Consider the following 19,058-nt stretch of genomic DNA (forward strand, 5'->3'; position numbering starts at 1 on the left):
CATTTCAGCGGGATTTCGCCATGACCGCAATTTGTTGCGGGTTACCAGTTGTCCCGGAACCATTTGATGGCCCTTTTGAGCGACCGCGCCGGATAGCGTTCGGCCGGAATGTCGAAGTCCCACCATTCGTCCTGCGGATGGGTGGCAAACAGGCAAAGCCCGACCGACGAGGAAAATGCAGGTCCGGTAACGGCCTGCGGCAGGCCCTGGATGCGCAGGGGCCGTCCCAGACGGACCCGCTGCCCCAGGATGCGCGCCGCCAGACCGTCCAGACCGGGGATCTGGCTCGCGCCGCCGGTCAGCACGATCTGCTGGCTTGGTAGATGCTCGAACCCGGCCGCATCCAGCCGCACGCGCGCCTCTTCGAGGATTTCCTCGACGCGCGGGCGAATAATGCCGATCAGCTCGGTCCGGCTGACCTGACGGCGATCCTTTTCCCAGTCGCCGCTGTCGCCGCCGATCTCGATCATCTCGCGGTCATCCATGCTGGTGGCATGCACACCGCCGTGTTTGGTCTTGATCCGCTCGGCCACCGTCATCGGCACCTGAAGGCCTTTGGCAATGTCGGAGGTGATGTGATCGCCGCCCATGCGGACCGAATCCGCATAGATCATATGCTTCTTGATGAAGATGGAGATGCCGGTCGACCCGCCCCCCATGTCGATGCAGGCGGCACCCAGCTCCTGTTCGTCCTCGACGAGGCTGGAAATGCCCGAGACATAGGCCGAGGATGCGATGCCCGCGACCTCCAGATCGCAGCGGTTGATGCAATAGAACAGGTTCTGCACCACGCTCGCCTCGACCGACAGCAGGTGCATGTCGCAGGCCAGACGGTTGCCGATCTGTCCGCGCGGGTCGCCCATGCCAGTGCGATGATCCAGCGCGAAGTTCACAGGCTGGGCATGCAGCACCTCGCGCCCCTGCCCGATGTCGGGCATGTCGCAGGCGGCCAGCGCGCGCGCCACATCATGTTCGGTGACAACACTGTCCGCCAGTTCGATCTCGCCCGCCAGACCATAGCTGCGCGGCTCTGCGCCCGAAAAACAGGCGATGACGTGATCGACCCGAACATTGGCCATTTTCTGTGCCGCCTGAACGGCGGTGCGGATGGCGCGCTCGGTTTCGTTCATCGCGTGGATCTCGCCAAAGCGCACCCCGCGTGACCGGGTTGTCGCCGCGCCGATGATGCGGAACTGCGACTGACCGGCCATGGACCCCACGCCATCGGTTTCGCGCCGCCGCTCCGGCCCGTCGAAGCGCAGGACCAGACAGGCGATCTTGCTCGACCCGATGTCGAGAATGGCGACGACGCCCCGCTGCATGGCGGCGCGGCGCATGTTCCGCATGGCACGTTGCGAATGATAGAGATCGGTCACAGGGCGTTCTCCACGGTCTCAAGCCCCTTGGCGCGGCGCAGGCTCCGCAGGGCATCGGCTGAAAGGCGAATGGTGGGGCGGGCCTGATTGCGCAGGTCCACGGCGATGATGTCACGGCCAAGCAGATCCTCGGCCTTGTCGAGCGCCAGAAGGCGTTCCAGCGCCCGCACCGGATTGTCGGCGGGCAGCAGGATGCGCTGATCACGGTCCAGCACCAGATCCCAGCGACGTTCGCCAATCCGAACAAGGCCGCGCAGACGCGGCAGCACGGGTTTGGCGGCGGCAACGATGGCCAGCGCCTCAGCGGCGGCCTTGTCGGCGCCAAGGCCGGTCACCACTGGCAGATCGGGACGGTCGGCCCGTTCCAGCACCTGCGCCACGCGGCGGCCCGAAGCATCGAGCAGGTCAAGCTCGGCTTCCTTGCGCCAGATCAGCGCGGGCTTGCGTTCGGTGATCTGCACCGACAGCACGCCCCCCGACCCCACCTTGACCTCGGCCTGCGCCACGGCATCCAGAGTACGGATGCGGGTCGCCGCGGCCTCAAGGTCGATGGCGAAGCGCGAAACCGGCAGCTTCACATCCAGCATCTCGCGGATCGCGGCATCCAGCGAAGGCGAGGCGCCGGTGACCTGCAGGACCGAGACGCGAAATTCCGGACGGTTCTCGATGGCCTGACGCCACTCGCCCACCTGGGCGAAAATCGCATTGCGCCGTGCTTCGGGACCGAAGGCAATCGCGCCAACGGCCGCCACGCACAGGACCGGCACCCCGACCCGCATAAGCACCCGGAACGCGGGCGTCAGCCACAGCCGCTGCATCCGGTAGGCCATGCGCGTCGGCGCAGGGTCCCGGCGCGGCGCGGGCGTATAGGCCGCCTGCGGAACATAGCCCTGCTGCGGCGCGCGGGCGCGCGGCGCATCGGGGTAGCGGCGGTCAGCAGTCAGCGGTCGCATGACGCATCCTCCACGATCCAGCGGCAGAGATCCGGGAAGCTGATGCCGTGGAAGGCTGCCTGCTCGGGCGCGAGCGACGTGGGCGTCATCCCCGGCTGGGTATTGGTTTCCAGCAGGATCAGCCCGGCCATCCCGCGACTTTCATCCCAGCGGAAATCCGACCGGCTGAGCCCCCGGCAACCGAGCGCCCGGTGTGCGCGAAGCGCGTAATCCAGACAGGCCGCCTCGATTTCGGCCGGGATATTGGCCGGAACCTCGTGCCGCGACCCGCCCGCCTTGTATTTGGCGTCATAGTCATACCAGCCAGAGGTGATGATATCAGTGACCGCCAGCGCGCGGTCGCCCATCACGGCGCAGGTAAATTCGCGCCCAGGCACATAGGTTTCGACCATAACCCGCTCGGGCATGTTGTCGGAAAGCTGCGGCGGGCCGTTGGCGGCCTCATGCACCAGATAGACCCCGACCGAAGAGCCTTCGTTATAGGGTTTCACCACATAAGGCGGCTGCATCACATGGCGCGTGCGCACCTCGTCGCGGGGGGCGATCAGGCTTTCCGCCACCGGCAGCCCGGCGGCCCGGAAGGTCTGCTTCGAGCGCTCTTTATCCATGGCCAGCGCCGAGGCCAGCACACCCGAATGCGTATAGGGGATACGCAGCCATTCCAGCAGACCCTGAACGCAACCATCCTCGCCCCAGCGGCCATGCAGGGCGTTGAACACGACGTCAGGAGAGATTTCATGCAGGCGCACGGCCAGATCGGGGCCAGCCTCGACCTCGACCACCTCAAACCCGGCTACCCGCAAAGCGTTGGCGCATTCACGCCCGGACGACAGCGACACCTCCCGCTCTGCGGAACGGCCGCCCATCAATACCGCTACACGGGAGCACGTCCTGCCCGACTTGCCCGCCATTTACTGCCTCTTCAGGGTCTTTGCCCCGATATTCTTCGTTATTTTGTCGCCGGTTCGCCGACGCGCATGATTTCCCACTCTAGCGTGATCCCGCTGTGTTGGAAAACCCTTTTTCGTACTTCCTCACCCAGATTTTCCAGATCGGCGGCTGTCGCCCCTCCGGCGTTGATCAGGAAGTTGGAATGCATCTCGCTCATTTGCGCGCCGCCCATGCGGGCGCCGCGCATGCCAGCCTCATCAATCACCTTCCAGGCTTTCAGCTCATGCGTGTCATCCGCCGCGCCGGTGGAGCTGCGCCCCAGCGGGTTGCGAAAGGTGGAACCGGCGCTGCGGTCCTTGGTGGGCTGGCTCGCGTCGCGTTTGGCCAACTGATCCTCCATCCGCGCCGCCAGCGCGGCAGGATCGCCCGCAGGCGCGTTAAAGGTGGCACCGATCACCACGGCGCCATCCGGCAGGTCGGATTGGCGATAGCGCAGGTTCAGCGCAGCGGCGGGCAGGGTTTCAATCTGCCCCGACCGCGTGACAATGCGGATTTCCTCCAGAAAATCCGCGACGTAGTGGCCGTAGCAGCCCGCGTTCATCCGCACCGCCCCGCCGATAGAACCGGGGATAGTGCGCAGGAAGGTCAGGTCGCGCCCGGCCTCGGCGGCTTTCCGCGCAACATGGGCGTCCAGCGCGGCGGCCCCCGCCGTGACGCGTCCGCCCTCTACCGTGATACCGTTGAAACCGCGCCCGAGGCGGATCACCACTGCCCGGATACCGCCATCACGGACGATGAGGTTCGACCCGACCCCCATCGGGAACACCGGCACCCCGGGCGGCAACGCCGCCAGAAATTCGGCCAGATCGGCCTCGTCGGCGGGCTGGAACAGCCAGTCGGCCGGGCCGCCGACGCGCAGCCAGGTCAGATCGGAAAGCGGACGGTCCGGCGTCAGCGCGCCGCGCGGGGTGGGAAGCTTGGTCATACCCCTCTGGTAGCCGCCCGCCCTGCCCCGCGCAAGCCGTGGCTACAGGCTCATGCTTCCCACGCTCGCGCCACCGCAGACATAAAGCGTCTGGCCGGTGACGAAGCCAGAGGCCGGATCACAGAAGAACAGGAAGGCGTTGCTGACATCATCGACCGTGCCCAGCCGACCGACCGGAATGCGTTTCGCCAGTTCCGCCTCACGTTCGCTGCCCTTGGGCACAATGCCCCAGAAGTTGTCGGTCTGGATCGGTCCGGGCGCCACCACATTGACGGTGATGCCATGCGGCGCCAGTTCCAGCGCCCAAGTTCGCGCCATGCCGATCATCCCCGCCTTGCTGGCGGAATAGGCGGTGCGCGTCGGCACACCCAGCGCCGCGCGCGAGCCATTGAACAGGATACGCCCGAAGCGCCGCGCCTTCATCGCGGGCAAGGCCGCCTGCACCAGCGACAGCGCCGCGCCAAGGTGCAGTTGCGCAAGGCCGGTGATATCGGAGGGCTGCGCCTCCTCCACCAGCTTCGGCCAGACCAGCCCGGCGTTGTGGATGACATGTGTCACCTCATGCCGGGCGGCGATGGCGGCGGCGGCCTCGGTCACAGCCGCGCTGTCCAGCAGATCAACCGACACATTCTCCAAATGGTCATGGCTGAATTCGGCCGGGCCGCGCGACAGGTTGATCACCCGGTAGCCGCGCGCCAGTAGACGCCCGGCCAGATCGGCGCCGATGCCTTTGCTCGCGCCGGTGATGACGGCGGTGAAATCCGCGCTCATGGCAGCAACTGGATATTGCCGAAGGCGGCGTCGCAATTGAGGATGTCGACCCGTTTGTTGGCAATGCGCAACCGCCCGTCGATCAGCGCCAGATCATGCTGCGCGGTCAGCGCCAGCAGCATCTGCTCATCCAGCCGCGTCTCGATATAGTGCATCTGCGTCGTGGTGCGGATGCGCCCGCTCTCAAGATCGATCTCGTCCACCCAGGGGCGTTGCAACACATGATGACAGCGGCTTTTCGGTTTCTGGCTGAAGGTGCGCGCGCCGTTCAGACGCTCCACCCGGACCTTGAGCATAAAGATATCCTCATACATCAGCGAGGTCACGTTCAGCGGATCAGTCTGCTTGTAGTCGAGCGGCATCCAGTAGTGCCCGTCCTTCAGCCAGAGCGCCAGCCAGTCGTCATAGCGCCCCTCGTCCAGCATCCGCGCCTCGTCATAGAGGAAGTCGATGATGTCGTCCTTCGTCACGCTCATTCCGCGGCCTCCCGTGCCGGCATGTCATGGGTCATGAACTTCACCCAGGCATGGAACTGGTTGCGCATCTGTTTTTCCGTGGTGCCGTTCAGCACGCTTTCCTGTTCGAAATCCTCGTCCGGGTCGTAGAGGCGCTGGATGTTCACCCATTCCATGCCATCGGCCTGCAAGCCTTCCTGCGCACGCTCATACATCTCCAGATCGTCATGGCCGACGATCGAGGTGGGGGCGTTGATCATGCGGTTATACATGGCGGTGCGCGCGGTCAGCTCCTCGGGTGCATCGACCAGCCGGTAGATATAGCTTTCCACCAGCGTCTTGTCAGCGGCGAGCGGAATGAACACGCGCAGTTGCTGGATCGGGCCCTTGATCATGATGTTCGGGAAATAGACCGTATTGTGCCGGTTCTCGCCCAGAATGGCGCGGGCCTTTTCCTCGCCATGGGTGGCCGACAGCTTGTCCAGATAGCCCGGAATCTCGGTGTAGTTCGAATGAATCGAATGATGCACGCCGGTATGGCCATGGCCATTGGGCCAGGTACGGATGCCCATATTCTCAAAGAATTCATAGGGCGACGTGAAGGGGGCGATGATCTCCATCGCCGGGGGCAGCGGCGTGCCCTCGGGCATGTCGAGTTCCTTCCACAGCCGCACCGCCGTCCCGGCCGAGCTTTCATGCGCGACCATCGGGTGACAGGTATCGGTCTGGTTCTCGACCAGCATCTTCCAGTTGCACTTGTGCATGTAGCGGAGCGGCGGCCCCGCCACCTCCAGCCGCTGTGCGGGCGAGCGGTCCACCATATTGTCGATGGAAGACAGCGAGCCGCCGAAGAAATCCTCGAAGGAAATCCCCTCTTCCGCCAGACGGCAGAAGATGAAGCCCCGGTAGTTCATCACCGCGCCCACGGATTTCATGCCATGGCCGGCGTCGGTCTGGTCGAACCCGGTGTTTTCGTAGCCCTTCTTCAGCGGGATCGCCAGAAGGCAGCCATCGGTCTTGAACGACCAGGCGTGATAGGGGCACCGGAAGAATTTGCCGGTGTTGCCGGTGCGGTCGATCACCAGCTTGGTGCCTTTGTGCGGACAGCGGTTGTAAAGAACGTAGATCTCGCCATCCGTATGCCGCACCTGGATGACCGGCTGATCGCCGACCATGGTGGTAAAATAATCGCCCTTGTTCGGGGTCTGGCTGTCATGGCCCACGAAGATCCAGGCATTGGCAAAGAGATGCTTCATCTCCAGCCGGTAGACTTCGGGGTCGATATAGACGTCGCGATGCACCTGATGCCCCTGCACCAGAGCCGCGACCGCCGCCTTGTCGCCGGTATAACGTGTCATGGCTTCCTCCCTCAGAGATCAAGCACCAGCCGCAGCGATTTCGCCCGGCTGACGCAGATTTGCATGAGCTTCCCGGCCGCGCGCTCGGCCTCGGACAGCACCACGTCGCGGTGATCGGGTTCGCCCGAGATCACGCCGCACTGACAGATGCCGCAATCGCCGCGCTGGCAGTCGTAGACCAGATCGACGCCGCCTTCCTCCAGCACCTCGATGATGCTGCGGTCGGGCGGGATGGTGAAGGTCTGGCCGGTGGAGGCAAGCTCCACCTCGAAGGCGGTGTCGCCCGTCTCGGCCTGCGGGGCGTCGAACAGTTCGAAATGTACACGGCTGGCCGGGATGCCCGCCGCCTCGGCCTTCTGGCGCAGCGCGTCGAGCATGCCGCGCGGGCCGCAGGCATAGATGTGCCGGTCGCCCAGTGCGGCAAGCAGCGCGTCCAGATTCAGCGCGGTGGCCGGATCGTCGTCGCAATGCGCGGTGAAGGCCGGGCCGAAGGTTTCCGCCAGAGCGGACGCATAGGCCATCAGCCCGGCACTGCGCCCGGCGTAATGGAATTCAAAGGGCGTGCCCGCCGCCTTCAGCGCGGTGGCCATGGAAATCATCGGCGTCACGCCGATGCCACCCGCCAGCAGAGCAGCAGGCGCCCCGGCCACCAGCGGAAAATCGCATTTTGGCAGGCTGAGCGTGACCTCCGCCCCTTCCGCCAGCCCGTGCATGAAGCGCGAGCCACCTTTGCCCTCGGGTTCCAGTTGCACCGCGATGCGATACTCCGCCGGTGCCTCCGGCACGCGGGCCAGCGCGATCAGCGAATAGGCCCGGCTGTCGCCATCGGGCAGCGAGACGCGGACATGGGCGCCCGGCTCCCATCCCGGCAACGGGCGCTCGGCCACGCCGGTCAGGCGGAACTCGCGAATACGGTCGGTCAGTGGCTGGATGGCCGTAATTCTGGCTTTGATGCTGTGCACGTTTCGTCCTCCCCTCCACAAAACATGAAATTTCATGTAAATTTCGTCAAGCGTTTTTTTCACCGCCCGGCGCGACGCTGACCGCCCTTCGCATTGACAACCTGCCCCGCCCCGGCGTTCTTCTGCCAGACCGGAGGACTGCATGACCGACACCACCCCCGCGCCCGAGACAGAGACCGGACTGAAAGACACTTTCGTTTCGGGCTATCTGCTGTATTTGCTGGCCGCCGCGAGCGAGGCCGCCAGCGCGCAGTTTCACGCGCGGGTGCGCGAAGAAGGTCTTCGCGTGCCCGAATGGCGGGTGCTGGCGTGTCTGCATGACCGTGACGGCGCCATGGTGACCCGGCTGGCACAATTCGCGCTGATCGAACAGTCGCGCCTGACCAAGATCATCGCGCAGATGGAGGATCGCGGCCTCGTCACCCGGCGCGGCGACCCCGAGGATCGCCGCCGCACGCGGGTTTACCTGTCGCCCGAAGGCCGCGCGCTGGCCGAGGCGCTGGTGATCGAGGCCCGTCGGCACGAAGCCGATCTGCTGAATATCCTCGCAGGCAGCGACGGCGCCCGAATCAAACAAGCCCTGCGCGCGCTGATCGACCGGCTGGCCCCGGCCGAGACGCTGGACGCCTGACCCGCCCCGAAGATCCCCCGAAAATCCCTGTGCCACAAGAAATTGCGGCGCATCGCATCCTCACATGAAAAATCAGTTCACAACTGGCTGATTCTGTGGATACATGAAATTGCATATAATGAGCCCGCCGGAAGAGGAGCTGTCGGGCCGCACAACAGGGAGACCACCGTGACCAGGATTGCACGCCTTCTTGCCAGCGCCGCCGTTGCCGTCTGCACCGCCGCCGCCGCCCATGCCACCGAGACGCTGACCATCTCGAGCTGGCTGCCGCCGACCCACCCGATCAACACCGGCATGCTGGAAGGGCTGGTGAAGATGATGGAAGAGGCCACCGACGGCCAGGTCACCGGCGAGATCAAGCTTGGCCTCGCCCCGCCGCCCGCCCAGATGGATCTGGTGATGGATGGTGCTGCCGACATGACGGTGATCTTCCACGGCTACCAGCCGGGCCGGTTCATCGGCACTCAGCTCATTGAACTGCCGGGCTATCCGGGCAATGCGGAGGCCGCCTCGGTTGCCTACTGGCATGTGCAGAAGGCTTTCCTTGACAAGTTGGACGAACATCGTGGCGTCAAGCTGATCGCGCTGACCACCCATGGTCCGGGCCAGATCCACTCCAGCAAGGAAATCAATACGCTGGCCGATCTGAAGGGTCTGAAAACCCGCCTCGGCGGCGGCGTTTCGGCCGAAGTGGGCGCCGAACTTGGCCTCGTCGGCATTCAGGTGCCCGCGCCCAAGGTCTATGAGACGCTGGCCTCCGGCGCCGCAGACGCGGTGGCGATGAACATGGGCGAACGTGTCAGCTTCAAGCTGAACGAAGTGGCGAAGAACGTCTATGAAATGCCCGGCGGCTTCTATCGCGGCTCCTTCGCGGTGCTGATGAGCCAGGAACGTTTCGACAGCCTGCCCGAGGATGTGCAGAAGGCGCTGGACGAAAAGGTGTTCGGCGAACCGGCCAGCCGCATGATGGGCGCCGTCTGGGACCAGAGCGACAATGACGCCCGCGCCGCGACCGAAGCGGCGGCCGACAACAAGATCGTGACCGCCAGCGCGGAAGATCAGGCCGCCTTCGCCGAAATGGCCGCGCGGGTGCGCGAAAAGGTTCTGGCGCAGATTTCTGCCGCAGGCATCGACGCACAGGCAGCCTATGATATGGTCATGACAGAGATGACCGCCGCCGCCGGCAACTGACGCGACCCAAGGGCGCGCCGGACCGGCGCGCCCCACGCCTGCGGGAGCCCCTGATGATACCCTTGATCCGCCTCATGCGGCGCCTTTCGGTGCTGCCTGTCCTTCTTGCTTCTGTCACTCTGTTCGCGCTCATGGTGCTGACCTTCTGCGATGTGGTGCTGCGGTCGGCCTTCAGTGCGCCCATCGAGGCCGCCACCGAACTGACCCGTATCGCCATCGCCATCATCGTCTTCGCCTCGCTGCCCGTTCTTTCGGGGCGCGGCGGCCATATCGCGGTGGACCTGCTGGACCCGATCTTCGCCCGGCTGCATCTTGAACGTCTGCGCGACGGCATCGTCACCACCCTGTCGGGCGTTATGCTGCTGTGGCCTGCCTGGCGCATCGTCGATCTGGCCGAACGCGCCCGCAGCTATGGCGACGTGACCGAATACCTCGCCATTCCCGTTTCCACCGTCACATGGTTCATCGCAATTATGACCTTTCTCACCGCTGCCGTGCTGATTGTACGCGGCCTGATGATCTGGCTGGCCCCGCGCCTGCTGTGGGAGGCCGGGCATGACTGACTCTCTCATCGGCTTCGCTGCCGTTCTGGTGCTGGTATTGCTGCGCATGCCCATCGCCTTTGCCATGGGTCTGGTCGGTCTTGTGGGCTATGCGCTGGAAACCAACTTTCGCGGCGCCATCTCCATGGCGGCCCGGCTGGTGATTGACACCAGCCAGGATTATGGCCTGTCGGTGGTGCCACTGTTCATCCTGATGGGGCTGTTCGTCAACAAGGGCGGCATCAGCCGCGAGCTTTATCAGGTCTCGAACGCCTTCCTGGGCCATTTCCGGGGGGGCCTTGCCATGGCGACCATTGTGGCCTGCGGCGGATTCGCCGCAATCTGCGGCTCGTCTCTGGCGACCGCCGCCACCATGTCGAAGGTCGCCATGCCCGAGATGCGGAAATACGGCTATGCCGACAGCCTTTCCACCGCCTCCATCGCGGCCGGCGGCACGCTGGGCATCCTGATCCCGCCCTCGGTCATCCTCGTGATCTACGGGCTGCTGACCGAAACCTCTATCGGGCAGTTGTTCATCGCCGGGATCATCCCCGGCGCACTGGGTATCCTGTTTTACCTGGCTGCCGTCTATATCTCGGTCCTGCGCAATCCTGCTGCCGGTCCGGCGGGACCGCGCGCGACCTGGGGGCAACGTCTGGCGGCGCTGCGCGGTGTCTGGTCGGTGCTGCTCTTGTTCGGGCTGGTGATTGGCGGGCTTTACGGCGCGCTGGATGTCTGGCCGATCCATCTGACCTTCTCGCCGACCGAAGCGGCGGGCATGGGGGCGATGGGCGCCTTCCTGATCGCGCTGGCGCGCGGCGGTCTGACGCTCGCCGACATCCGCGAGGTGCTGGAGGAAACCGCGCTGACCACCGCTTCGCTGTTCGCGGTACTGATCGGGGCGTGGATCTTCTCGAACTTCGTCAATATCGCGGGCCTGCCCGAGGCGCTGGCCAATGGCGTGATGGAGATGGGCCTCGCCCCCTGGATGGTCATGGCGCTGATCGTGCTGATCTATGTGGCGCTTGGCTGCGTGTTCGAAAGCCTGTCGATGCTGCTGCTGACTGTGCCGATCTTCTTTCCGCTGGTCACCGGCATGGGCTTCAACCCGGTATGGTTCGGCATCATCGTGGTGGTGGTGACGGAAATCAGCCTGATCACCCCGCCGGTCGGGCTGAACGTGTTCATTCTGAAAGGTGTGGTCGGCAATGTGTCCACCGCGACGATCTTCCGCGGGGTGACGCCCTTCTGGATGATGGACATCCTGCGCCTGCTGCTTCTGCTGCTGATCCCGGGGCTGACGCTGTTCCTGCCCTCGCAGATGCTGCCATGAGCGGGCTGCCGCCCCTGCCCCACCAGACGGCGCGGCTTTCGCTGCGCCGTTTTGTCCCCGAGGATTTCGCGGCCTATGCCGATTGTCACCGACGGGCCGAGGTTTATCGCCATCTTTACACCGCCCCGCCCGAGGGCGAGGCGCTGGCCCAGCAATTCGCCCGCGCCTGCGATCCGCGGTTCGAGGACGAGGGCGATGCCTTCCGGCTGGCGGTCTGCCGCCAGACGGACGGGGCTCTGCTGGGTGAGGTGGTGCTGAAATATGCCAACCGCATCGCGCGTCAGGGCGAGCTTGGATATATCTTCCACCCCGATTTCGCCGGACAGGGCTACGCGACCGAGGCCGCCGGGGCCATGCTGGCGCTTGGCTTCGGTCCCTGCGGCCTGCATCGCATCTTCGCCCGCATCGCCAGCCGCAACGAGGCTTCCTGGCGCCTTGCCGACCGTCTTGGCCTGCGCCGCGAGGCGCATCTGGTGGAGAACGACTTCTTCGAAGGCGTCTGGGGCGACGAGTTCATCTATGCCCTGCTGGGGCGCGAGTGGCGCGACCGGGGCTGAGCGCTGCCCCGCATCGGGACAGCGCGCAAGGCTCAAAGCTTGCTGATCGAATTGCCCCCATCCGCCAGCATCGCCGTGCCGGTCACGAAAGACGCCTTGTCAGACAGCAGGAACAGCGCCGCATTGGCGATTTCCGCAGGCTCCGCCATCCGCTTCAGCGCGTGCAGGCCGCGCACGAAGTCATGGAATCCGGCATCCTCTCCGGCCATGGGCGTCATCGTCCCGCCGGGCAGCAGCGCGTTGACACGGATGTTCTCGGCCCCGTGCTCTGCCGCCAGAACCTGCGTCATGCCGATCAGCCCGGCTTTCGCTGCCGCATAGGCCGCCATACCCGGCAATCCGACCGTGTGCCCGACAAAGGTCGAGGTAAAGACGATGGAGCCAGCGCCACGTCGGCGCAGCGCCGGAATCTGGGCCCTGGCCGCATGAAAGCCGCTGGTCAGATTGACGGCGATGACCTTGTGCCAGTTTTCCTCGGTCATGTCGGGCACCGGCCCCAGCTCTCCGGTCATGCCGGCATTGTTGAATGCACCGTCAAGCCCGCCAAACCGGGTTTCCGCCAGCGCCACCAGATCAGCGGCATAGGCACCGTTTTCGACATCCCCGGCCAGAAAGGCAGCCTCGCCCCCCTTCTCCGCGATCTCGGCCACAAGATCGGCCAGCAGATCGCCACGCCGCGCGCCCAGCACCAGCCTTGCCCCTTCGGCAGCGAAAATCCGCGCCGCAGCCGCCCCGATCCCGCTGCTCGCGCCGGTGACAATGATGATCTTTCCATCCAGTAGCATTTCCGTCTTCCTTTCCTGAAGCTCAGAACTGTCTAGGAAAACGGGATGTGCCGACCGACCCGGTTCTTGCGCAAAGGCCGGACTGCCAGGCCAGCGCGCTTCTGGTGCGGGTGGCGGGGCTCGAACCCGCACGGGATACCCCTGGCGATTTTAAGTCGCCTGTGTCTACCATTCCACCACACCCGCACTGGCCTGCAACTTACATGGCGGCGCGGCGTGGTAAAGGGCACATCCCGCACGGCCCCATGCTTTCCGTGCGGCCCTGCTGCAATGCGGCACGGGTTCGATTGACTTGGGCCGTTGCAATCGCCACAACTTGACCCCGGAGAGTTTGCGGGGAGAGACGCATGGACAAGACATATGCGAGCGCCGGAGCGGCGCTGGAGGGGTTGCTGTTCGACGGCATGACGATGGCGGCGGGAGGCTTCGGCCTTTGCGGCATCCCCGAACTGCTGATCGACGCGATCAAGGCGGCGGGAACGAAGGACATCACCATCGCCTCGAACAACTGTGGCGTGGATGATTTCGGTCTGGGCGTACTGCTCAAGACCCGGCAGATCAGGAAGATGATCTCGTCCTATGTCGGCGAGAATGCCGAATTCATGCGCCAGTATCTGTCGGGCGAACTGGAGCTGGAATTCAACCCGCAAGGCACGCTGGCCGAACGGATGCGGGCGGGCGGCGCGGGCATTCCCGGCTTCTACACCGCCACCGGCGTTGGCACGGTGATCGCGGAAGGCAAGGATGTGAAGGTCTTCAACGGCCGCGAATACATCCTTGAAACCGGCATCGTGGCGGATGTGTCCATCGTGAAGGCATGGAAGGCCGATCCCTCGGGCAACCTGGTGTTCCGCAAGACCGCGCGCAACTTCAACGTGCCCGCCGCCACCTGCGGCAAGGTCTGCGTGGCCGAGGTCGAGGAAATCGTGCCGCTGGGCAGCCTTGACCCCGATCACATCCACCTGCCGGGCATCTATGTCCACCGCATCGTGCAGGGCCAGCACGAGAAGCGCATCGAACAGCGCACTACCCGCAAGAAGGAGCAAGCCTGATGCCCTGGGATCGCAATCAGATGGCGGCACGCGCCGCGCAGGAGCTTCAGGACGGCTGGTATGTGAACCTCGGTATCGGCATTCCGACGCTGGTGTCGAACTACATCCCCGAAGGCGTCAACGTCACGCTGCAATCAGAAAACGGCATGCTGGGCATGGGCCCCTTCCCCTATGAGGGCGAAGAGGACGCGGACCTGATCAACGCCGGCAAGCAGACCATCACCGAACTGCCGCAGACCGCCTATTTCGACAGCGCGACCTCCTTCGCCATGATCCGTGGTGGCAAGATCGCCATGGCGATCCTCGGCGCGATGGAAGTGGCGGAAAACGGCGATCTGGCGAACTGGATGATCCCCGGCAAGCTCGTGAAGGGCATGGGCGGCGCAATGGATCTTGTGGCGGGCGTGGGCCGCGTGGTGGTGGTGATGGACCACACCTCGAAGCATGGTGAGTCGAAGGTGCTGAAAGCCTGCACCCTGCCGCTGACCGGCAAGGCGGTGGTGGATCGTATCATCACAAATCTGGGCGTGCTGGACGTGGTGCCGGGCGGCCTGAAGATCGTCGAACTGGCCGATGGCGTGACCGAGGCCGATCTGCGCGCCGCCACCGAGGCGACGCTGGTCGGCTGACCTTGCAAGAATCTGGCTGCCCCGCCCTGTGCGGGGCGCCTGCGACCATCAGGAGGATTGCATGAGCGACTTCGAGATCACACGCGAAACCACGGGCTCGAAGGGCCGCTATGTCATTCGTCAGGGCGGCGAGGAGGCCGAACTGACCTATTCCATCACCTCGCCCCAGCTTGTCATCGCCGATCACACCGGCGTGCCCGACAGCTTTCGCGGCACCGGCGCCGGGTTGGCGCTGGTCCTGCGTCTGGTCGCGGATGCCCGGACCGAGGGGTTCAAGGTCATGCCGCTTTGCCCCTTCGTCAATGCACAGCGCAAGCGCCACCCCGAATGGGCGGATGTCTTCGCGGTCTAACCCCCCGCCGCGATCACCTTGAAGACGCAGGGGTCCGAAAACAGCTCTGGCGGGGTCAGACACAGGCCCTGTGCCACCTGCCAGGCTGCCAGCACCTTCGGCACATAATCCCGCGTCTCCGCATAGGGCGGGATGCCGCCATTGGCCTCCACCGCCCCCTCGCCCGCGTTATAGGCGGCCAGCACCATCAACGGGTCGCGGTCGAACCGCTTCATCAGCCAGTCGAGATAGGCGACCCCGCCCTTGATGTTCTGCGCGGGCACCTTGGAATCCGTCACACCGAACCGCTCGGCCGTTGCGGGGATCAACTGCATCAGCCCCTGCGCGCCCGCTGAACTGACCGCATCCGGGCGGCCCGCGCTTTCGATCCCGATGACGGCCAGCGCGAGCGCGGGCGAAACCTCGGTGCCGATGGTGGCTTTCAGGATGTCAGTGCCATAGGCCGAGGCGATATTCTGCATCGCTTGCAGACGCGGCGCGGCGACAGCCTTGCCGCCCGGCCCCTGCGACAACGCCGCCAGAGCCTGCGGGAAACGCCCCTGCACGGCCGCCCTGTCCGCAGGCACCTGTTCCCAGAACCATGCATAGGAAGACGCGGGTTTCGCCACCGGATCAGCCAGCGGTGCGGGCGGCGGCGCATCGGCCACCGACTGCGCCTCTTTCTCGCGGTCGACCTTGGGCGAGGCGGCGAGGCGGCGCGCCTGTTCCTCGGGGTCGATCTGCACGGTGATGCGCTTGCCAGCCCCCGAGCCGGGCGCCTTGATTCGCCGGAATGTGAAATCCTCGAACGCCGGAGGCGTCTGGGCACCCGCCGGATGCCAGTGAAAGGGCAGAATCGCCCCTGTCAGAATCGTGACCAATACTGCCCGCCTCATGCGGATGCCTGCCCGTTTCCCGGTTTCTAGCCCCCCTACTGTCGCAGAAACCCGTGAATCGCTCCAGCAAGGGACGAATCCCCCGGTCAGATCGTGGCAGTTTTGCCGCAATCCTGCCCAACTTGGCAGGGCGCGGCTGTGGGGCCCTTCGTTCGGCATGAAAAATTCAAAAACATATCCACTAATTTCAATGCATTGCGATTTTATTTTCGGTTTTACGCAGATTTCCCGAGCGGTCAAATTGCCTCCCAACTCCCGCCACCTTCGGGGGGCTATATACACCCATGCCGCAACGAAGCGGATCGGAACAGAGGCCGGTCAGACGCAACGGCGGCGAGTAGTGAGCAACACCTGAACCAAGGGACCAAGACCATGAAACTGCTGAACATCTTCAAATCCTTCAAAAACGACGAATCGGGCGCCGTGACCGTTGACTGGGTCGTGCTGACCGCCGCCATCGTGGGCCTGGGCCTCGTCGTGATGCAAACCATCTCGCCGTCGCTCGACGCGACCGCCGCGAACATCGCGGACAAGCTGGACACCGCAGCCTCGTACTGATCCGGGCGTCTTCGGACACTTCGAGACTTCATGGGCTGCGGCTTGGTCACAAGCCGCAGCCTGTTTCGTTGCAAGGCTCCACGTGACGCTTCAGGGACCGCGAGGACCGACATGGACAAGATCACCGGCTTCCTGCGCGCCGAAGATGCCGCAGCCACCGTCGACTGGGTCGTCCTGGTCACGGCAGTCATTGTCATGACGATGGGTATTTTCATGATCGTGACGCAGGCGCTTTACGAAAACGCCGCCGAAAGCATCAGCGACAAGGTTCTGGAGGCGCGCAGCTAGTCTTGCGGCGATCTGCTGCCCGAACAGGCAGAAAATGAGAGAGGAACGAGAATGCGCATGATTTTTGCCGGTGTTCTGGTGCTCGGGCTGGCTCTCGCCGGGTTCGCGGTTTACATGGCCCAGAATTTCATCGGACATACCCAGGCCCAGCTTGCGAAAGAGCGCGAGATGCGGGCCAAAACCGGACCTCTGGTCGAGGTCTATGTGGTGAACAGGGCGGTCAACTATGGTGACGCGCTGACCCGCGACGACGTGCAACTGATCTACTGGCCGCAAAGCGCCCTGCCCGAAGGCATCTTCAAGGCGGGCGATCCGCTGTTCCCCGAAGGCGAAACGCGGCCGCGCTTCGTGCTGCGCCAGATGGAGAAATTCGAGCCGGTTCTGGGTGTCAAAATCACCGAACCCGGCGAAGTGGCGGGGCTGACCGGCATGCTTGCTGCGGGAGAGCGCGCCTTTACCATCAAATTCGATGACGCCTCGGGCGCCTCGCGCTATCTGCAACCGGGCAACCGCGTCGATGTCTACTGGACCGGCGTCAGCAGCATGGGCGGTGAGGTCACGCAGATGATCGAAACTTCGCTGGCGATTATCGCCGTGGACCGCCCGCCGACCAAATCCGGCAAGGAAGATGCCCGTGCAACCGACGTGTCGGCCCCCAAGGCCATGACGGTCGCCGCAAGCCCGCAGCAGGTCGCGCGCCTGGCCCAGGGGCAGGCCACCGGCCAGCTTTCGGTCTCGCTGGTCGCCAAAAGCGATGACAACACACCGCTGGCCGGCCCGATCGAGGTCAATAACGATCAGCTTCTGGGCATCCAGAAAGAGGCGGCGGCCCCAAAAGTCGAGGAAAAGGTCTGCACCATCAAGACCCGCAAGGGCGCAGATGTGCTGGAAATCCCGATCCCCTGCACCAACTGACCATCCACACCTTCGACGGCAGCACAATTAATGGTGCTGCCGTAAGTGTTTACGGCTACGGCTTGTGGGTTGTTGCAGGTTATCCACAGCAGAAACGCCGCACAAGCGTTTGATTCTTGCAATAAAATGTCGCTTGCGGCATCTTGAATGCGAATAAAGGGCGAAAAGACCCGGTTCCCGAGGCGTGATCGGAAAGGCAGGTCACATGCAGTTGAACAAGTTTATCGCGGCGGTTCTGGCAGGCTTGTGCCTCGCCGCCGCCGGATCGAGTACGGCAGATGCCCAGAACCTGCGCGTCATGACCGGCAGCGCCTCGGCGCCGCTGAACGTCCCGATGAACCGCGCCGTGGTGGTGGAAAGTGATACGCCTTTCGCGGAACTCTCGATCGCCAACCCCGGCATTGCCGATATCTCGACCCTGTCGGACAAATCGATCTATGTGCTGGGCAAGGCACCCGGCCGCACAACGCTGACGCTGCTGACCGGCGACGGCAAGCTGATCTCCAACGTCGAGGTGCAGGTGGCCCCCGATGTGGCCGAGTTCAAGGAACGCCTGCGCCAGATCCTGCCGGGTGAGAATATCGAGGTCCGCACCGCCAATGACGGCATCGTGCTGTCGGGCACCGTTTCTTCGACCGCGAAACTGGATCGCGCGCTGGACCTCGCGGAACGCTATGCGCCTGAGCGGGTGTCGAACCTGATGTCCGTCGGCGGGGCGCAGCAGGTGATGCTCAAGGTCCGCTTCGCCGAGATGCAGCGCTCGGTCGCCAAGAACCTGTCTTCCTCTCTGGCCATCTCCGGCGGCAACAAGGTGGGCGTCAAGGGTGAGACGGGCACCTGGCTCAATGGCGACAACGGGATCTCCAACGGCAATATCGCGGCGCGGGAAAACGCGAATTCCGCGCTGGCCCTCGGGTTTTCCGCAGGTTCGCTGCAATTTGCGGTGCTGCTGGAAGCCCTTGAATCCAAAGGGGTGGTCCGCACTCTGGCGGAACCGAACCTGACCGCCCTGTCGGGACAGGAAGCAAAGTTCCTCGCGGGTGGCGAATATCCGATCCCGGTGGTGTCGAAAGATGGTATCTCGGTCGAGTACAAGCCCTTCGGCGTGGAGATGAACTTCACCCCCGTGGTGGTCGACGGGGACAACATCAACCTGACGATCAACGCCGCCGTTTCCTCCATCGACAGCACGGTGACGGTGGAAAACGAAGGCTTCAGCGTCAATGCTTTCCGGCGCCGCGAAACCTCAACCACGGTCGAGATGCGCGACGGGGAAAGCTTTGCCATTGCAGGTCTGCTGCAAGATGACTTTCGCGACCTGAACGGCCAGGTGCCGTGGCTGGGCGACATCCCGATCATTGGCGCGCTGTTCCGCAGCGCCGAATACCAGCGCCAGCAATCGGAGCTGGTGATCATCGTGACGCCGCATCTGGTAACGCCCACCCGCGGCGAGGCCTTGGCGTTGCCAACCGACCGCGTGCGCATCCCGACCGAGAAAGAGCTGTTCCTGTTCGGCAAGGTCGCGGGGGCCAAAGGCCCTGCTGGCGAGGTCGCGCGGCAGGATTTCACCAGCCCCTACGGCTATGTGATGGAGTAAGC

22 protein-coding genes and 1 tRNA gene are annotated in these 19,058 nt (G+C 64.3%); 12 read left to right on the forward strand and 11 right to left on the reverse strand.

Annotated features, from left to right (window positions below; genetic code table 11):
- Positions 1-41: 41 nt before the first annotated feature.
- The 8 genes from ftsA to IE126_RS02660 are packed head-to-tail and all read right to left on the reverse strand — an operon-like array spanning position 42 to position 7,751.
- Entirely contained in the window at positions 42-1,376 is a 1,335-nt protein-coding gene (ftsA, locus tag IE126_RS02625; RefSeq protein WP_054301795.1) for a cell division protein FtsA, read from the reverse strand.
- Positions 1,373-2,329, reverse strand: a complete 957-nt coding sequence (locus IE126_RS02630) for a cell division protein FtsQ/DivIB (protein ID WP_054301794.1) — start codon at positions 2,327-2,329, stop codon at positions 1,373-1,375. Before IE126_RS02630 ends, ftsA begins: the two co-directional genes overlap by 4 nt.
- The gene (locus IE126_RS02635; protein ID WP_108128276.1) at positions 2,317-3,240 is read right to left on the reverse strand and encodes a D-alanine--D-alanine ligase; all 924 of its coding nucleotides are present in this window, start codon (positions 3,238-3,240) and stop codon (positions 2,317-2,319) included. The genes IE126_RS02630 and IE126_RS02635 overlap by 13 nt, the downstream gene beginning before the upstream one ends.
- A 38-nt stretch (positions 3,241-3,278) precedes the next feature.
- Positions 3,279-4,205 (reverse strand): UDP-N-acetylmuramate dehydrogenase, encoded by a 927-nt coding sequence (gene murB, locus IE126_RS02640; protein ID WP_189380102.1) that lies wholly within the window; start codon positions 4,203-4,205, stop codon positions 3,279-3,281.
- Positions 4,206-4,247: 42 nt separating this feature from the next.
- On the reverse strand, positions 4,248-4,976 hold the full coding sequence (locus IE126_RS02645) for an SDR family oxidoreductase (protein ID WP_189380103.1): 729 nt from the start codon (positions 4,974-4,976) through the stop codon (positions 4,248-4,250).
- On the reverse strand, positions 4,973-5,452 hold the full coding sequence (locus IE126_RS02650) for an aromatic-ring-hydroxylating dioxygenase subunit beta (protein ID WP_054301790.1): 480 nt from the start codon (positions 5,450-5,452) through the stop codon (positions 4,973-4,975). Before IE126_RS02650 ends, IE126_RS02645 begins: the two co-directional genes overlap by 4 nt.
- Entirely contained in the window at positions 5,449-6,789 is a 1,341-nt protein-coding gene (locus IE126_RS02655; RefSeq protein ID WP_054301789.1) for an aromatic ring-hydroxylating dioxygenase subunit alpha, read from the reverse strand. The genes IE126_RS02650 and IE126_RS02655 overlap by 4 nt, the downstream gene beginning before the upstream one ends.
- 11 nt (positions 6,790-6,800) lie before the next feature.
- The gene (locus tag IE126_RS02660) at positions 6,801-7,751 is read right to left on the reverse strand and encodes a PDR/VanB family oxidoreductase (protein ID WP_229825190.1); all 951 of its coding nucleotides are present in this window, start codon (positions 7,749-7,751) and stop codon (positions 6,801-6,803) included.
- 142 nt (positions 7,752-7,893) lie between these two features.
- Here IE126_RS02660 and IE126_RS02665 point away from each other — a divergent pair, with 142 nt between their 5' ends.
- From IE126_RS02665 to IE126_RS02685, 5 genes are all read left to right on the forward strand, one after another.
- Positions 7,894-8,382 (forward strand): MarR family winged helix-turn-helix transcriptional regulator, encoded by a 489-nt coding sequence (locus IE126_RS02665; protein WP_054301788.1) that lies wholly within the window; start codon positions 7,894-7,896, stop codon positions 8,380-8,382.
- Positions 8,383-8,550: 168 nt separating this feature from the next.
- A complete protein-coding gene (locus IE126_RS02670; RefSeq protein ID WP_108128272.1) occupies positions 8,551-9,573 on the forward strand; it encodes a TRAP transporter substrate-binding protein in 1,023 nt (340 codons plus the stop codon).
- A gap of 53 nt (positions 9,574-9,626) precedes the next feature.
- On the forward strand, positions 9,627-10,136 hold the full coding sequence (locus tag IE126_RS02675) for a TRAP transporter small permease (protein WP_054301786.1): 510 nt from the start codon (positions 9,627-9,629) through the stop codon (positions 10,134-10,136).
- Complete coding sequence (locus IE126_RS02680) at positions 10,129-11,448, forward strand: TRAP transporter large permease (RefSeq protein ID WP_108128271.1); 1,320 nt, start codon at positions 10,129-10,131, stop codon at positions 11,446-11,448. Before IE126_RS02675 ends, IE126_RS02680 begins: the two co-directional genes overlap by 8 nt.
- On the forward strand, positions 11,445-12,005 hold the full coding sequence (locus tag IE126_RS02685) for a GNAT family N-acetyltransferase (RefSeq protein ID WP_189380105.1): 561 nt from the start codon (positions 11,445-11,447) through the stop codon (positions 12,003-12,005). Before IE126_RS02680 ends, IE126_RS02685 begins: the two co-directional genes overlap by 4 nt.
- 32 nt (positions 12,006-12,037) lie before the next feature.
- Here the strand turns inward: IE126_RS02685 and IE126_RS02690 are convergent, their stop codons facing one another.
- Positions 12,038-12,790 carry an SDR family oxidoreductase gene (locus IE126_RS02690; protein ID WP_054301783.1) on the reverse strand — a complete coding sequence of 251 codons (753 nt, stop codon included), beginning with the start codon at positions 12,788-12,790 and terminating at the stop codon, positions 12,038-12,040.
- A 102-nt stretch (positions 12,791-12,892) separates the two neighbouring features.
- Positions 12,893-12,976: transfer RNA gene (locus IE126_RS02695), tRNA-Leu, on the reverse strand.
- A gap of 161 nt (positions 12,977-13,137) precedes the next feature.
- On the opposite strand from IE126_RS02695, the gene IE126_RS02700 reads away from it, so the two are divergent.
- The 3 genes from IE126_RS02700 (at position 13,138) to IE126_RS02710 (ending at position 14,823) form a co-directional block, all read left to right on the forward strand.
- On the forward strand, positions 13,138-13,842 hold the full coding sequence (locus IE126_RS02700; RefSeq protein WP_108128269.1) for a CoA transferase subunit A: 705 nt from the start codon (positions 13,138-13,140) through the stop codon (positions 13,840-13,842).
- Positions 13,842-14,471 (forward strand): CoA transferase subunit B, encoded by a 630-nt coding sequence (locus tag IE126_RS02705; protein ID WP_108128268.1) that lies wholly within the window; start codon positions 13,842-13,844, stop codon positions 14,469-14,471. The genes IE126_RS02700 and IE126_RS02705 overlap by 1 nt, the downstream gene beginning before the upstream one ends.
- A 61-nt stretch (positions 14,472-14,532) precedes the next feature.
- Positions 14,533-14,823 (forward strand): GNAT family N-acetyltransferase, encoded by a 291-nt coding sequence (locus tag IE126_RS02710; protein WP_189380106.1) that lies wholly within the window; start codon positions 14,533-14,535, stop codon positions 14,821-14,823.
- On the opposite strand, the gene IE126_RS02715 is transcribed toward IE126_RS02710, so the two are convergent.
- A complete protein-coding gene (locus tag IE126_RS02715) occupies positions 14,820-15,698 on the reverse strand; it encodes a lytic transglycosylase domain-containing protein (RefSeq protein WP_054301779.1) in 879 nt (292 codons plus the stop codon). The two genes, IE126_RS02710 and IE126_RS02715, sit on opposite strands and share 4 nt — an antisense overlap.
- Positions 15,699-16,070: 372 nt before the next feature.
- On the opposite strand from IE126_RS02715, the gene IE126_RS02720 reads away from it, so the two are divergent.
- From IE126_RS02720 to IE126_RS02735, 4 genes are all read left to right on the forward strand, one after another.
- A complete protein-coding gene (locus IE126_RS02720; protein ID WP_054301778.1) occupies positions 16,071-16,256 on the forward strand; it encodes a Flp family type IVb pilin in 186 nt (61 codons plus the stop codon).
- 111 nt (positions 16,257-16,367) lie between these two features.
- On the forward strand, positions 16,368-16,544 hold the full coding sequence (locus IE126_RS02725; protein ID WP_158640454.1) for a hypothetical protein: 177 nt from the start codon (positions 16,368-16,370) through the stop codon (positions 16,542-16,544).
- Between the two features lie 51 nt (positions 16,545-16,595).
- The gene (gene cpaB, locus IE126_RS02730) at positions 16,596-17,459 is read left to right on the forward strand and encodes a Flp pilus assembly protein CpaB (RefSeq protein ID WP_054301777.1); all 864 of its coding nucleotides are present in this window, start codon (positions 16,596-16,598) and stop codon (positions 17,457-17,459) included.
- Between the two features lie 205 nt (positions 17,460-17,664).
- Positions 17,665-19,056: a type II and III secretion system protein family protein gene (locus IE126_RS02735; RefSeq protein WP_189380107.1), complete on the forward strand. Its 1,392-nt coding sequence runs from the start codon at positions 17,665-17,667 to the stop codon at positions 19,054-19,056.
- Positions 19,057-19,058: the final 2 nt, after the last annotated feature.

The organism is Gemmobacter nanjingensis (assembly GCF_014652195.1).
GTDB lineage: Bacteria > Pseudomonadota > Alphaproteobacteria > Rhodobacterales > Rhodobacteraceae > Gemmobacter > Gemmobacter caeni.

What these genes read in the sequence shown, in the direction of transcription:
- IE126_RS02675 (WP_054301786.1), top strand. Translation starts at nt 9,627, where the DNA reads ATGATACCCTTGATCCGCCTCATGCGGCGCCTTTCGGTGCTGCCTGTC.
- IE126_RS02655 (WP_054301789.1), bottom strand. Translation starts at nt 6,789, where the DNA reads ATGACACGTTATACCGGCGACAAGGCGGCGGTCGCGGCTCTGGTGCAG.
- IE126_RS02725 (WP_158640454.1), top strand. Translation starts at nt 16,368, where the DNA reads ATGGACAAGATCACCGGCTTCCTGCGCGCCGAAGATGCCGCAGCCACC.
- cpaB (WP_054301777.1), top strand. Translation starts at nt 16,596, where the DNA reads ATGCGCATGATTTTTGCCGGTGTTCTGGTGCTCGGGCTGGCTCTCGCC.
- IE126_RS02665 (WP_054301788.1), top strand. Translation starts at nt 7,894, where the DNA reads ATGACCGACACCACCCCCGCGCCCGAGACAGAGACCGGACTGAAAGAC.
- IE126_RS02715 (WP_054301779.1), bottom strand. Translation starts at nt 15,698, where the DNA reads ATGAGGCGGGCAGTATTGGTCACGATTCTGACAGGGGCGATTCTGCCC.
- murB (WP_189380102.1), bottom strand. Translation starts at nt 4,205, where the DNA reads ATGACCAAGCTTCCCACCCCGCGCGGCGCGCTGACGCCGGACCGTCCG.
- IE126_RS02705 (WP_108128268.1), top strand. Translation starts at nt 13,842, where the DNA reads ATGCCCTGGGATCGCAATCAGATGGCGGCACGCGCCGCGCAGGAGCTT.
- IE126_RS02735 (WP_189380107.1), top strand. Translation starts at nt 17,665, where the DNA reads ATGCAGTTGAACAAGTTTATCGCGGCGGTTCTGGCAGGCTTGTGCCTC.
- IE126_RS02635 (WP_108128276.1), bottom strand. Translation starts at nt 3,240, where the DNA reads ATGGCGGGCAAGTCGGGCAGGACGTGCTCCCGTGTAGCGGTATTGATG.
- IE126_RS02680 (WP_108128271.1), top strand. Translation starts at nt 10,129, where the DNA reads ATGACTGACTCTCTCATCGGCTTCGCTGCCGTTCTGGTGCTGGTATTG.
- IE126_RS02645 (WP_189380103.1), bottom strand. Translation starts at nt 4,976, where the DNA reads ATGAGCGCGGATTTCACCGCCGTCATCACCGGCGCGAGCAAAGGCATC.
- IE126_RS02650 (WP_054301790.1), bottom strand. Translation starts at nt 5,452, where the DNA reads ATGAGCGTGACGAAGGACGACATCATCGACTTCCTCTATGACGAGGCG.
- IE126_RS02700 (WP_108128269.1), top strand. Translation starts at nt 13,138, where the DNA reads ATGGACAAGACATATGCGAGCGCCGGAGCGGCGCTGGAGGGGTTGCTG.
- IE126_RS02720 (WP_054301778.1), top strand. Translation starts at nt 16,071, where the DNA reads ATGAAACTGCTGAACATCTTCAAATCCTTCAAAAACGACGAATCGGGC.
- IE126_RS02685 (WP_189380105.1), top strand. Translation starts at nt 11,445, where the DNA reads ATGAGCGGGCTGCCGCCCCTGCCCCACCAGACGGCGCGGCTTTCGCTG.
- IE126_RS02690 (WP_054301783.1), bottom strand. Translation starts at nt 12,790, where the DNA reads ATGCTACTGGATGGAAAGATCATCATTGTCACCGGCGCGAGCAGCGGG.
- IE126_RS02710 (WP_189380106.1), top strand. Translation starts at nt 14,533, where the DNA reads ATGAGCGACTTCGAGATCACACGCGAAACCACGGGCTCGAAGGGCCGC.
- IE126_RS02630 (WP_054301794.1), bottom strand. Translation starts at nt 2,329, where the DNA reads ATGCGACCGCTGACTGCTGACCGCCGCTACCCCGATGCGCCGCGCGCC.